Annotated in this window: 8 protein-coding genes; 2 read left to right on the top strand and 6 right to left on the bottom strand. The window is 56.1% G+C overall.

All coding sequences use genetic code 11. The features are described from left to right. Window positions 1-11 precede the first annotated feature (11 nt). The 3 genes from C7378_RS11450 to C7378_RS11440 all read right to left on the bottom strand — a co-directional run bounded on the left by C7378_RS11450 (window position 12) and on the right by C7378_RS11440 (window position 6,704). Window positions 12-1,847: a CRTAC1 family protein gene (locus tag C7378_RS11450; RefSeq protein ID WP_131996516.1), complete on the bottom strand. Its 1,836-nt coding sequence runs from the start codon at window positions 1,845-1,847 to the stop codon at window positions 12-14. Window positions 1,848-1,850: 3 nt separating this feature from the next. Next, a complete protein-coding gene (locus tag C7378_RS11445) occupies window positions 1,851-2,969 on the bottom strand; it encodes a tetratricopeptide repeat protein (RefSeq protein ID WP_207901407.1) in 1,119 nt (372 codons plus the stop codon). Window positions 2,970-3,209: 240 nt separating this feature from the next. After that, window positions 3,210-6,704, bottom strand: coding sequence for a TonB-dependent receptor (locus tag C7378_RS11440; protein ID WP_165876768.1), 3,495 nt, complete (start codon window positions 6,702-6,704; stop codon window positions 3,210-3,212). Between the two features lie 945 nt (window positions 6,705-7,649). Between C7378_RS11440 and C7378_RS11435 the strand changes: the two genes are divergently transcribed. Then, on the top strand, window positions 7,650-8,765 hold the full coding sequence (locus C7378_RS11435) for a VWA domain-containing protein (RefSeq protein ID WP_243648209.1): 1,116 nt from the start codon (window positions 7,650-7,652) through the stop codon (window positions 8,763-8,765). Between the two features lie 166 nt (window positions 8,766-8,931). Here the strand turns inward: C7378_RS11435 and C7378_RS11430 are convergent, their stop codons facing one another. From C7378_RS11430 to C7378_RS11420, 3 genes are all read right to left on the bottom strand, one after another. Beyond that, entirely contained in the window at window positions 8,932-9,963 is a 1,032-nt protein-coding gene (locus C7378_RS11430) for an energy transducer TonB (protein WP_131996504.1), read from the bottom strand. Window positions 9,964-10,088: 125 nt separating this feature from the next. Further along, window positions 10,089-11,153, bottom strand: coding sequence for a nucleotidyltransferase family protein (locus C7378_RS11425; RefSeq protein WP_243648208.1), 1,065 nt, complete (start codon window positions 11,151-11,153; stop codon window positions 10,089-10,091). A 69-nt stretch (window positions 11,154-11,222) separates the two neighbouring features. Further along, window positions 11,223-12,398, bottom strand: coding sequence for a tetratricopeptide repeat protein (locus C7378_RS11420; RefSeq protein WP_243648207.1), 1,176 nt, complete (start codon window positions 12,396-12,398; stop codon window positions 11,223-11,225). A 174-nt stretch (window positions 12,399-12,572) separates the two neighbouring features. Between C7378_RS11420 and C7378_RS11415 the strand changes: the two genes are divergently transcribed. After that, window positions 12,573-13,421 (top strand): hypothetical protein, encoded by an 849-nt coding sequence (locus C7378_RS11415; RefSeq protein WP_131996498.1) that lies wholly within the window; start codon window positions 12,573-12,575, stop codon window positions 13,419-13,421. The last annotated feature ends 45 nt before the right edge of the window (window positions 13,422-13,466 follow it).

Here is a 13,466-nt window from a genome sequence, read left to right as displayed (position 1 = left end):
CTTCAGCGAGGCTATCTCACTGCTGCAGTCTCCGGCGACAACTTTGCACAGGTAGCGCAAAGCTCGCCGACAACTCCCTTGCCTTCCTCAACCGTGAAAATGCGATCTACCTTCGGCAATTTGATCTTCTCTACTGCACCGCTTGGCCAATGAATTTCGACCTCGTCTACCGTCGTCGCATCTCCCAGACCAAAATGTAGTCGCGGATCATTGGAAGAGGCGAAGCTGCCGCCGCTAATGACGTCCGCTCTCTGCCTGAGCTTTTCGGTCGTTAAATATACGGCTGCGCCCACCGCATCCCGAGGACTCTTCGGCCCGCCTATCAGCTTTAGTTCGACCCAGGAATGCTTCCCTTCGCTCATGTTACGGAGGAGAGTGGGCGTATGGTTCACACTGTTCAGCACAACATCGATTCTGCCATCGTTGAAGAGATCGCCAAACGCTGCACCCCGCGCAGGCAGCACCGCTGCAAGCCCGCTTCCACTGGCTGCGGCAACAAGATCGAACCCGTTGCCTTTCTGGTTGTGAAAAAGCAGAGGCCGCTCGGCGTAACTAGTCCCCCAGTCCTGCTTGTCCACTTGCGGATATACATGCCCGCTGGCGATGAAAATATCCTTCCATCCGTCGTTATCGTAATCAAGAAAGCCGGTGCCCCAGCTCAGAAAGGGAATGGTTTGCTTAGCGATGCCAGAGTCGTAACTCACATCTGTGAAGTCGAGATTTCCTTCATTGCGATAGAGCACTTTGTAGTCATCTGAAAAATCCGTATCGAAGAGGCCGGGTCGTCCATTGTTCAGGTAGTCGCCAACCCCGATGCCCATCGTTGCCGTCTCTCGCCCGTCTCCATTGACCGCATAGCCCGATTCGAAGCTAACGTCCTCAAACGTGCCGTCACCCTTGTTGCGGTAGAGATAGTTCGGGGTGGAGTCATCTGCAACAAGCAGTTCAGGCTTGCCATCGTCGTTCAGATCGGCAAAGACTGCCGTCAGGCCATAGTAAGCATTCGGATCACTGACGCCGGCCTTCACGCTTACGTCCGTAAACGTGCCATCGCCATTGTTGTGAAAGAGGTGGTCATGCTCGCCCTGCAATCCCCGGGGACCGCAAAATACATCAATGCCGCGAAACTGGCAGAAGTTTGACACCACGTTTTTGGAACCGGGAACAGGCGGATGGTTCAGATCATAATGCACATAGCCCGGTACGAAGAGGTCCAGTCTTCCGTCGCCATCATAATCGCCAAAGGTCGGCCCCGTAGACCAGCTATCGAGAGCAACACCCGCATGTTCCGCAACATCAGTGAAGGTGCCATTGTGATTATTGTGGTAGAGACGATTTTTGCCGAAGTTTGTTACGTAGAGGTCGGGCCAACCATCGTTGTCGTAGTCTCCCACCGCGACTCCTACACCCCACCGATCATTGGTTACACCCGCCCTGGCAGCTACATCGGTGAAAGTTCCGTCGTGGTTGTTATGGAAAAGAGCAGCGTGTTCCGGCGCAGTCTTGCCGTTCACAGCATCATAGGTGAGACCGCTGACCAGGTAGATATCGAGCCAGCCATCGTTATCGTAGTCGAGCAGCGCCACCCCGCTGCCCAGCGATTCGAGGATGTACTTCATATCCGCCGTGCCATCGGCCTGACGCCAGCTGGTCAGGCCCGCCTGGGCAGAAACATCGCGGAACACCACCGGCGCATTGGCCACAAATCCGCCGGCGGTAATGGGTCGATTCTCCGCATCGTGCACCGGCGCATGAACACTGCCGGTACTGCTGCCTCCAATTTGTTGGGCGAGCAGCGGCGTGGCTGAAAGTAGCACGCAAGCCGCGATGCTGATCAGAAGATTCATTGTCTAGTGCGCGTCTTGCTTCATCTTCAAGGACTCTGAAGCCCTCTGCGCTACCGCTGCGCTGGCATCACGCTGCAGACGGCCGTAGGTCTGCAACTCGGCCCGCGCTTCGTCAGCCTTGCCCTCTGCGCGATAGACCTGGGCCAACAGAAAATGGATGGAGGGCTCTTCCGGATTCTCTTTCACTGCGATCTGCAGGTCAGGCAGCGCATCCGCAGGACGCCCACTCCGCACCAGTGCACGGGCGCGATCCACGCGTGCCTGCATCAGGTCGGAGCAGCGAGCCACAGCCTTATCCAGCAGCGGCAACGCACCTGATGGCGGCTGGTTGTTTTCGAGCATGGCATTCGCCATCTTCCACTGCGCTATGCAATTATTCGGGTCCAGCGTCAGCTGCTTCTGGAATTCAGCTTCCGCAGATTCCCATTTCCCCATCAGCCAGTACGCATTGGCAAGATGCCCGTGTGCGTCGCCCCCCTGCGGCTCCAGGTCAATGGCTTTCTTGTATTCCACGACCGCGCCGTCCATGTTCTGCATGCTTTCCATCAGTTCACCGGAGATTTCATGCGAAAGCGCAGAGTCAGGATTGATGAGGCTTACCTGCGATAGCGCACTTTCCGAGAGCTGGAGATAGCTCTTTCCCAGCAGATACCATGCTTCCTGATTTTTTGGCTCGCGCGCGACCATCCTTTGCAGATGCGCCACAGCCTGCTTATAGTTCTTCACGCCCATCTGTGAGCGCGCCAGCATCATCTCTGCGTTGCTGTCGTCCGGGTTCGCACGCAGTGCCGCCTCCAGCGGCGCTATTGCCTGCCTGTCGTCTCCCAACTCATGAAGCGCGGAGCCAAGCATTGCCTGCGCTGAAGGCATATTCGGATTGACCTTAAGCCCCTGCTCCAGAACCCGGACAGCGTTCGCCCAATCGTGCTGATTGAAGTACAGCATTCCCAGGTTGTTATAGGCCGGAGCCAGATGCGGAGCCAGCCGCAGCATCGCTTTGTACTTCGCGATGGCCGTCACATTGTCGCCCTGCGCCTGCGCAGACTTCGCCTGCGCATACAGCTCCTGCACCTGCGGCGTGACCTCAGATGCAGAGTCACCTTGTGCGCGCACGACAGGCATCGCCAGGCTCAAAAGTACGCAAGCCGCCGCGCACGGCAGAAACCGGAACACAGTTTGAAGCCTCTTCATATCGTTGGAACGGTATCCTTGTGCGACATTATAGTACCGCTGCGCGATGCACTTGGATATTCCTGCCTTCATCGGATTTCGCGCACCCTGCTCACCCATTGCAATCCGATTCGGATGAAAAAAACAGGCTGGCTGCCGAACATGGCAGCCAGCCTGTTGAGTTATATGCGCTTAGAATTCGAGGCGCATTTGGATCTGTCCTTGGCGATTAGCCATATTCGAACCGCGCGTATAGGCGGTGCCAAATTGAGATCCGTGGTTGATGTTTGTATCCGGCCCTTGGAACTGGGTCCGATTAAGCGCGTTGAAGTAGTCCATCTGCAGCGTTGCGTTCACGCGGGAGCCGATGGCGAAGTGTTTCGCTACGTTGAGGTCCTCATTGCGGAATGCAGCATTGCGCATCGAGGAGTAATTGCGGGATGCGTCACCGAACACATACTGGGTCGGCGTTGGCGCGAATGCAGCGGGGTTGAACATCTGGGCGACAGGAGCGTTGCCCGTAAAGAAGTCTCTCTCCCGGTTATAGGAATTCGTCTTCAGGTGAACCGCAGAAATCCGGTTCGGACGGTTGAAGGTGTTCGGCCACGGGCTGCCATTGGCCGAGGGGCCAAACGGCGTACCGCTCTCGTAGTCGAGAATCCAGCCAACCTGGAAGCCACCCAGCAACTCTCCCGTGATTCCCTTGTTGTTGAGGTAGCTCTTTCCTGGGCCGATAGGAAGTTCATACGTGCCGCTCGCCTTGATGACGTTCGGCTCGTCGTGTCCATCCACTGCCCACTCCTGCTTCTGGTTGTACTTGTTTTCGGCGCTGCCCACAAAGCTGGAGAAACCGCTATCTCCGTTGGACATCGTCTTCGACAGCACATAAGAAACGAGGAACGACAGTCCGCTCGTAAAGCGCTTCTGCACGGCAACCTGTCCGCTCTCGTAGTAAGCAGTACCCGAGGTTTCGAAGTTGTTGAAGATGTTGGAGTACTGCGGAAATGGCTCCAGGGCCTGGCCGACTGTGGCAGACGCTCCGAAGTCGTTCACGAAGTTTGCATATGGTACGGTAAAGCCGGCCGCCTGCGCAGTGCCGTCAGCGAAGTTCAGTCCAAGCTTCGAACCGTACTGCAGAGACGACAGGGGAGGCGTATTGATTCTGTTCAGCTGACTCGGGAGGTGGATTTCCCGATTGCCGATCCAGGCTACGGTCAGGAAGGTCTGCCACGGCAGCTCACGCTGCAGGTTCACATTCCACTGCTGGCTGTAGGGGGTGTTGATTCCCGTCCTGCTGAAGGCATCGATCTGCGTGCCTACGCCCAGGCTCGGGCTAAAGGGAGTTGGCGGAGGTGCGATCAGCTGGTTTGCGTCCCAGCTTCCAAATGCCGGGGTGTTCGTTCCCGAGCTGTTGCGGGAGAAAGAACCAACCAGCAGATTGCCATAGTTAACGGCCACCTTGTTGGTGCCGTACTCATAGGCGCCGCCGTCTAGGAAGGCAATGCTGAAGCCGCCCTGGACGACCGTCTTGTCATTGATCTGATAAGCGAAGCCGACACGAGGTCCAAAGTGCCTCCACTGGATGTCCGCACGGTTATAGCCCGCGCAGCCTGCGCAGCTGCCAAACTTCGTAGCCGCTCCTGGGAGATTGTCCGCCGCCGGATTCTTGACCGTCGGATCGAAGAACACGATCGTGTTGTTGTTTTCCGTGAACGGAACCATGATGTCCCACCGCAGACCAAGGTTGATGGTGAGCTTGGGACTCATCTTGATGTCGTCCTGAATGTAGGGCGACAGAGCAAAGTTCCGCAGTTTCAACTCCTGCGAAAAGCTGCGGTTGGCTGCATCCACCTGGCCAAGCAGGAAGCTGGCGAAAGCGCTGCCGTAGTTGCCGAAGTTCGGATCGTTCGGATCAGGAACCGAGGTGGTCCGCTGGCTGAAGGCAAAGTGGCCGCCTGCAGTCTGCTCTTCGTTGTCGTCCTGATAGCTGCGCCGGGCCTCACCACCGATGTTGAAGGTGTTACGCCCGTGGCTCCACAGCCAGTTATTCACAATCGCGATACCCAGCTTGCGGTTGATCGACTGCAGCCATGAGCCGCTGGTGCCCCATGAAGTCGGAGCATGCAGACCGTCAAAAGTGATGTTCGGAGGAATGACGCCGTTCTGTACTCCCGGGAAACTATATTTCGTCTGGTTGTACTGGTCGTTGATCTCCCCGAACCAACCCATGCCGGCGGTAGCCACCAGGTTTGGCGTGACGGTATTCGTGTAGTTCAGCAGGAAACCGGAGCCGAGCGCCGGCTCGAACTTCATGCTGTTCAGCGGATTGGGTGCGATTACAAACGGAGAATTATCGAAGCTGTAGTTGCTGAAGCTGTCGCGCCACTGGGTAAAGTGGAGACTCTGCGTAGCCGTCAGGTTGTGGTCGATCACGTAGCCCCAGTTGTGTTGAATATGGGGATTAACGAAGGGCACATAGCTCTTGTTGCTGTCCAGACCCGGCTTATCCGGATCAGGCAGATACGGAGTCAGTGTCTGCGCCAGCGCACTGATGCGGTTCGCGGGGATGACGTTTCCAGGGAACGGCTTGCCCGTCTGCGGATCGTAGATCGGGATCAGATTCCCTGCACTGTCTTTGAAGTCGCTGAAGTCGCCGCCTTTTTCAAGGGCAGTCGGTACGGTTGAAAAATCCGTATCTTCGCTGTTTTGCTTGAACCACTCATAAGTGAAGTGGAAGAACGTTCTATCGCGACCGTTATAGAGCTTGGGCAGCCAGACCGGACCGCCTACGGTGAAGCCGTAGTTGTTTTCGTGGTCGGTAGGAACCTTGTCGTTGAAGAAGCCTTTCGAGTCAAAGAAGCTGTTGCGGTTGATCTCGAAAACATCTCCATGGAACTGGTTGGTGCCGCCTGCGGTCTGATAAGTAATCGCGCCCTGGCCGAGGCCATACTGCGCTGCAAAGGTGCTCTGCTCAACGTGAAATTCGTTGATCAGCTCGTACGGCGGGTTCACATTCGTCGTGTAGCCTTCCGTCTCCGATTGCGGATAGGGAATGCCGTTGTAGAGGACTTCCTGTTCGAAGTCGACGCCGCCATTCACTTCGTGCGAAAACGAACTTCCGTTGACGCCCGGCGCCAGGAACTGCAGAGCATCAATCTGACGGCCGCGGCCAGACACCACCACCGGCAGAGCCTTGACCACTTCTGGTTCAATCGTCGTGCCCATCTGGGGCTGCGTAGTGTTCAGCGAGATTGCGCTCGCCGTCACTTCCACTGTTTCGCTGGTCGAGCCAGTGGACAGCATCACGTTGACCGTATCCATAACAGTAACGTCGACGTTGATGCCCGTCTGCACAGACTTCTTGAAACCGGTCGCTTCCACCGTCACGGTGTATTTGCCCGGCAGCAGGCCTGTCGTGGTGTACACGCCAGAGCTGGAGGTCTTGAGTTGGGTTTGTGTGCCCGTGGCTACGTTCTTAATGGTAACTTTTGCGTTGCTTATGACCGCGCCGGAAGAGTCAGTCACGGTTCCCGTGATGCCGGTGGAGGTCTGTGCATGGGCTAAGCCTGTGGATAACAGGGCTATGAATAGGATAGGAACTGTCACGAGCGCGAACGACGTCGCTACCCGGCGTATGGCGTTTCCCAGCCCGCACAGGCTGTCTCCGATACTGCATGCGTATCGCATATTTTGCATCTCCTCCAAAAAGCATTCAATTCAAGCTGCCAGCGTTCCGGTCAAGAGTTTGCCCATCTGTCAGAAAACCCCTCTTGCCTTTTGCCATAAGGTCCAACGGGATCACACTTGCGTCACATTGAAAGTGGAAACGTTCCACCATAAAGGTGGTAACGTTTCCAGTGCGCAACTTTAGCGGCGCATTTCATGAATGTCAAGGGAAAATTACGGATTGTTTTTTTCTGCACCTAACCAGGGGCAGCAGCCTCACCTTACAGTCATCCCCTGGACCGCCGCGCAATCAGATTGCCTGCATTGAAGAGTAGTGGACTGGTAAATACTCAGACAGGAGACACTCTTCCATCATTGATTGTTGTCAATAAATAGTCTGCCCTACACCCCCAGCCGTAAACCCTGTATCCATGTGTGCTTCAGCATCCTTTGCCAGTCCAGTCAGATTGGAGCCGGGCGTGCTTTCCTGCGCCTGCAACGCCTGCGAGGGTAGATGGCCTGGCTAATAGATATGCTGAATCCGGCAACAGGAAGAATTACCTTATCGAGCCACCCCTTTGGAGCTCGGACCTTTTCACCGCAGTCACCTGTCCCTTCGTTGGCAGGCGGCTTAGGCTGAAGACTGGCGTTAAACCGCTGAAATGGCCGGAAGGGTAGAATAGTTTTGTGTGATCTGACGCAATCAGACGAATGCGAAGATGCACTTCAACTTGGTCTGCGCTCCAGCCACCATGTACGAGGCGTGGGAGCAAGGCAGGCCGGGTTCAATATGGCAGGTTTCCTTGGCTTGAGGTTCGATGTCCACCAATTCAGACCTCAGCGTTTCCCTCTTGCGCTACGGCGATATTTGCATCAGAACTGTCATGAACTAGAAGGAGTTTCTGGATTTCCAGCCGACGTCCTATGCCCGCAATAGCTTTTCTAAGATCGTGCGTCCTCCGGAGTGTGGCTCCGGCAGTCTTCCTGTCGCTTTGCTTATGCGCACAGTCCTCTCGGGCTCAGGCCCAGCAGCCGGCCACTCCGCCAAAGCCGGCAGCAACCTCGACCCCGAGTGTCGATTACACAAGGCATGAGATCCAGCCCAGCCTCGATATCGACCATGACCCTGTACCCTCTCCAGATGCCGCGGATAACGAGCCTGCCACTCCGGGCAAGGCTTTAGCCAAGGAGGGGGCAGCCAACGTCTATACGCTGCACGAGAACGTAGACGAAGTCTTGCTGAACTGTACGGTTGTCGACGAGAGCGGACGCCTCGTGAGCGATCTCAATCGGAAGGATTTCCACGTCTGGGAAGATAATGTTCTGCAGAACGTTACCTCGTTCCAGCACCGGGATGTTCCGGTGTCATTAGGAATCCTGGTGGACAACTCCGGCTCGATGCGTGACAAGCGGACGGCAGTCGACGAAGCCGCTCTCGACCTGGTACGACACTCAAATCCGCAGGACGCTGCTTTCATCGTGAACTTCTCCGAGAAGGCTTATCTTGACCAGGGCTTTACCTCCAACATCAGCGACCTCGAGAAGGGACTCTCTCACTACGATGCAAGGGGCACCACGGCCATCTACGACGCGGTAGCTGCCTCGGCCGACGAACTGTCGAAACATGCAAAATGGCCCAAGCAGGTACTGCTCATCATCACCGATGGCGCTGACGATGCATCGAGACTTTCCCTGGAGCAGGCTGTTCGCCGCGTGGAGCAGCTGAGCGGTCCCGTCGTCTATTCGATCGGACTACTCTACGACTCAGACAACAAGCAGGACATGCAACGCGCCAGGGATGCATTGCAGGAGCTCTCCAACGAGACGGGCGGGGTTGCTTACTTTCCCAAGTCGTTGCAGGAGGTCGATGACATTGCCAATGAGGTCGCGCGGGTCATCCGCAATCAGTACACTCTCGGCTATCATTCGACGAAACCACCCAGCCTCGGGGGTTACCGCACAGTACGAGTCGAGGCCGTGGGCCCGAAACACAGCAAGCTGATCGTCAGAACGCGCAAAGGCTACTACTCTCGCGAGATCAAGGAAATGCACGAAGTGCAGACGGCGCAACAGGCAAAGTAACCACTCCCTGCGGCAGGCAAGCTGTCGATGCCTGCTGCAGAGGCTTCACCCCAGGCGCCTGCCTTTGGCGGAGGGACTAACACTTCATTCCTCTCCGTACACATCAAAAAAGAGAAGCGGAGCCGTGGTTGGCTCCGCTTCTTTGCGTAAAGAAATGATGCAGCGATCAGTAAAGACGAAAATCGACGTCGACCATCAGCCGCACAGGAACCGGATGCCCCTGATACATGGCTGGCCGGAACCGGTATTGCTGCACCGCCTCGATGGCCTTATGATCCAGACCCATTCCCAGGTGGTGAACGATTTGAATATTGGCAGGATGGCCCGTGGCATCGACAATCAGCTGGATGGAGACGACGCCCTGGTACTTCGCTTGGCGCGCCTCATCGGTGAACTCCGGCTGCACAGAGTGAAGAAGCTGCGGGGCAGAAACTCCACCACCGACGCTCATAACCCCTCCGCCATAGCCGCCACCGCTTCCCGGACCAACACCGGCACCGCGTCCCATGCCAATGCCGCCTCCCAGTCCCTGGCCAAATCCTGAACCACTGCCTCCACCTTGGGAGGCCATGGCGACCTGCTGCGACTGCGGCGCACCGATGTCCGGCATGTTTTTATCCGGCATTGTGATCTGCTGCGGCATATCGATTGAGGGCTGCGCTGCCAGCTTCGGATGATCGATCTTGAGAATTTGCGGCGCAGTGGTCTGCAGCTTCATCACCGGGGGCAGATGTCCCTTGCTGGCTTCTACGATTTCGTGAGCGCCTCCGCCACCACCGCCGCCCATCGCCTTTGGCGCCTTTACCGTTACCGGGATATAGGGCTGGATAGTTACAGGTGTCACGATTGCATTCTTCGGCGCCACAATATGAGTCCGAGCCTGCAATGTCAGCCATATCACCAGAGAGATGATGAGCCCGTGCATGGCAAAAGAGATCGCGCTGGATGTCGGATCGCGTTTGACCGCCAGTGGATCTGTCACGGCTACAGGCTGGGACGTTAGCTGGAGAGGCGGAAGCTTGGAAGGAAAGAAGGCGGCCCTCAGGTTGCCCCAGAGTGATGTCCAGATCGACTCTTGTGGTACTACCTCGCGCCATACTGCTGGCTTTGAGTGCAAAACAAGTCTGCCTTCAAAGCCGCCAGCAATCTGTTCGTCTTTCGACTCGGCTTCAGTGAGCCTCAATACCGGATAACCCATAATTCGTTTGCCGGGAGGCAAAAGAGCAGCACCCGGCCCTCCTTAAGGAATGAACAACAAAGCAGAAATGGAGGAAGACAGCACAAATGTGTCGCATTTATTCAGCATTCCGTAACGATTGAGGCCTACCAAATCCCCTTATCGGTGCCCGTAATTTTGTAACCTACAGCAGCAGCAGTAGCGAGCCACGGCAATAATCCAAGCCTCGCACTGCTTTGCAACTCCCCGCGGCGAATCAAGCCCGCGAGTTGAGAACGATATAACGCAGCAGACTGCGGCATGATGGGAACCCGCAGAAAATCCTTACCGAAGTACACGAGGTCTCCGCCGAAGCGCGCGGTATCAGTTACAAACTTTGGCAATCCGAGGTCCGAACCACTGTATTGCCGCACATAATCCGACACGATGAGAAGATATGTTGCAACGCCTTCCCAGATGCCTGCCGCCTTGGCTGAAGTGCGCAGCTCTTCATAATCAAGCGCGCCAGAAACAGCCAGGGTCGCCGAATCAACGATGTCGCACAGACGGAAATAAAAGTGGCGATACATACGTTGTAGCGTCGAGATCATTAAACGATCTGATGCCGATGGCACACGAAACGTATGGCCCTCCATCTCAACCTTTCGTGCACGTCCGGGCAGACGCGAAGCAAGAACCAATTGTTCTCCGGTCTGTCCCAGTCGCCCCATATGTACCTCCACCGGTTCGAGCAAGCCTGGAAGATTGAAATTCCACTTGCATGCCAGCCGGTCTCCCCAACTCCGAGAAGCAATTTCAGCACCAAAGCGTCTTTGCATCATGGCGCAAACGGATTGCGGGGATGAATTCGTATACAGATCGAGATCGCTGCCCAGATCCGGCCAGTGATCCAGTGATTTCATCACCGTCACATCAAGCCCTTCCTCATCGAAGGCATTGCAGATAACGTGCAGCCATTCGATTGCCTTGACAATGCGCGCACGCTCCGCAGCAACTGCAGCTGCTGCCCATTCGGCACGCGCTGCGTCCTGCACGTTGAGCATGATCCCGCGAAAAATCTCCAGCCCGCGGACTATGACGTGGTTGGAATGCGCCAGCGACACCAGGCTATCGAAATCTGCTTCGCTGATATTCCGGACCATCGCGGTCTTCGACGCAAGCTGCGCCTCAGTCTCTTGGGGCGATAGCAACAGGTGGGAAAGAATCGTCATCGAGTCATTCGAGACGTGGGCAGAGGATGGCTTTTGCATAGAGGAATCCCTTGGGGTGATTGCAGAGAACTACTGGGGGGAAGAAGAGTCAGACGAAGGAGTATCTGGGGAAGGCTTCTTAGGAGATGCCTCTGGAGTATCCATACTTCCATTCCTGGGCGTCAGTTCGATCGGGCCCGTCTCCCGCCGACGATTCTGACCGTACGCGACGAGTTCCTGATTCACCTTCTGATCGCTTTCGCCTGCGATGGCGTCGAGGTGCTGCCCCTGCGCTGAAGATTGAGTCGCCATGCCGATGCGCGCACTCGCATCCCCCGCTTTACGGGCTTTTGCATAGTAGTACTTCGCACTCTCCAGGTCGCCTTCCTTCTCTGAGACATATCCAAGATTGTTCAGAGCGAAAGCACTGTTCGGGTCAAGAGAGTACGCCTCGAGAAAATCCTGCCGTGCTGCACTCCAGTCATTGCGGTTCGTCGCGGATACTCCACGCATCGCCAGCATGGAGGCGCGCTCCTGCGTCATATCCATGTGGCGCATCCTCTTCCGCAAATCCTGCGCGCTGGTCTCCGCCATCTGGCTGATTGGTTTCCCTCTCCACGAACGCTTCAGCGTTACAACGATGGGCTCAGTCGAATGGGAAGCAGCAGCCTGGTCGTAGTACTTCAGTGCGCTCTCGAGATCTCCTGTCGCTTCTGCTGCAACTCCGAGATTATTCAGAGTGAAGGGATTCTGCGGATCGAGGACAAGCGCCTGCTTCAGCAGCGATTCGGCCTCGAAGCCCTGTCCCTGCGACAGCAGTTCAACTCCCAGCACGTTCATGCGGTTCAGACGCATGGGGGTGTTCTTCAGTGTGCCAAACGCGTACATCATCGGGTGGCCCACCAGCTGCTTAGTGCTGCTGCGATCAATGATGGCGCCGCAGCTCTGCTCTGATGCGAGCTTGTAAAACTTCTCCGCTCGATCCAACTGGCCTTGCAGCTCAGAAATATAGCCGAGGTTATTCAGCGTAAATGGATCGGCGGGATCGTAGAGGTAAGCTTTGTAAAAAAGGGCTTCTGCCTTTTCGTATTGATGCTTCTGTACTGCCGTAACGCCATCACGGTTGAGGCGCTGCACCGGGGTGAGGTGACTGCGTTGCGGTATCGTAATCCTGAGGTCTCGCGCTGTTGCTATCGAAGAGCCCGCGCAAATGACGAGCCCGAGCACTGAGACGAACCGAATACGTTTGACAGAAGTTTGAAGCAAAATCACCTTCCCAACACATCTGCGGAGGTAAGCTATCCGAGCATAAACTTTGATGCTGACCGGTCCGAAGTGTTGCCCGCTTGCTGCGCCTTTAGAGGATTGATACGCGGCCAGCGAGGTTGTTGTCTCACAATTTGGCCAGATTGTACTAATGATATACCGTAAGATGACAGAATGGTCCGTCTATTTCCGGTTGTCATGCTCAGCATCGTGGCGGTAACCCCATCTTCGCTTCAGGCACAAACGCCTGAGCAGGCGCCACTCCCTTCAGCAAGTGCTCCGGCAGCCCTCCCGCCACTGCCTCCCGGCAAAAGCACTGTGATCGGTGGTGAGATTCGCAATGTCGATCCGGTGCGCGATCAATTTACATTACAGGTCTTCGGCGGCGGGTCCATCAAGGTCCTCTATGATGAGCGCACGCAGATCTATCGCAACGGGACGCGCATCCCCGTGCGGAATTTGCACGCGGACAATCATGCATCCGTTGAGACCACACTCGATGGCACCAAGGTCTTCGCGCTGAGAATCCACATGCTGTCACACCTTCCTCAAGGCGAGTGTCAGGGACAGGTTCTCAGCTATAACCCGCAGACCACTGAGTTGACAGTCCGCGCGGCCCAGTCGCAGGAACCTATCACCCTCCGCGTGCCCGCAGGCACGCCCGTCGTCCGTATCGGTCAGAATGGCTTCGCCGCGCAGCAGGGCGGAGTATCTGATCTCGCGCACGGCTCCCTGGTCGACGTAACCTTTGAGTCCGGCAGCAAAGGAAAGGGCATAGCTACCCACGTAAATATCCTGGCTGTTCCGGGCGCCACCTTCATCTTCAGTGGCAACATATCGTTTCTTGATACGCATACCGGGCGATTGGTGCTGGTAGATCCCACAGACAGCCAGAGCTATCAGGTCTCGTTCGATCCTTCCAGGTTTCCCGTCAGTTCCAAGCTTCATCAGGGATCCCACGTGAAGGTGACCACAAGCTTCGATGGATCACGGTACGTGGCGAGCGACATCACTCTCGAGTAGGAAGCTTCAGCAATCGCGGCCTGTTTTGTTCAACGGCAAACCACT

The sequence above is a fragment of the Acidipila rosea genome (assembly GCF_004339725.1).
Classification (GTDB): domain Bacteria; phylum Acidobacteriota; class Terriglobia; order Terriglobales; family Acidobacteriaceae; genus Acidipila; species Acidipila rosea.
Note: the sequence above shows the minus strand (reverse complement) of the source record. Positions and strands in the feature narration are given on the sequence as shown.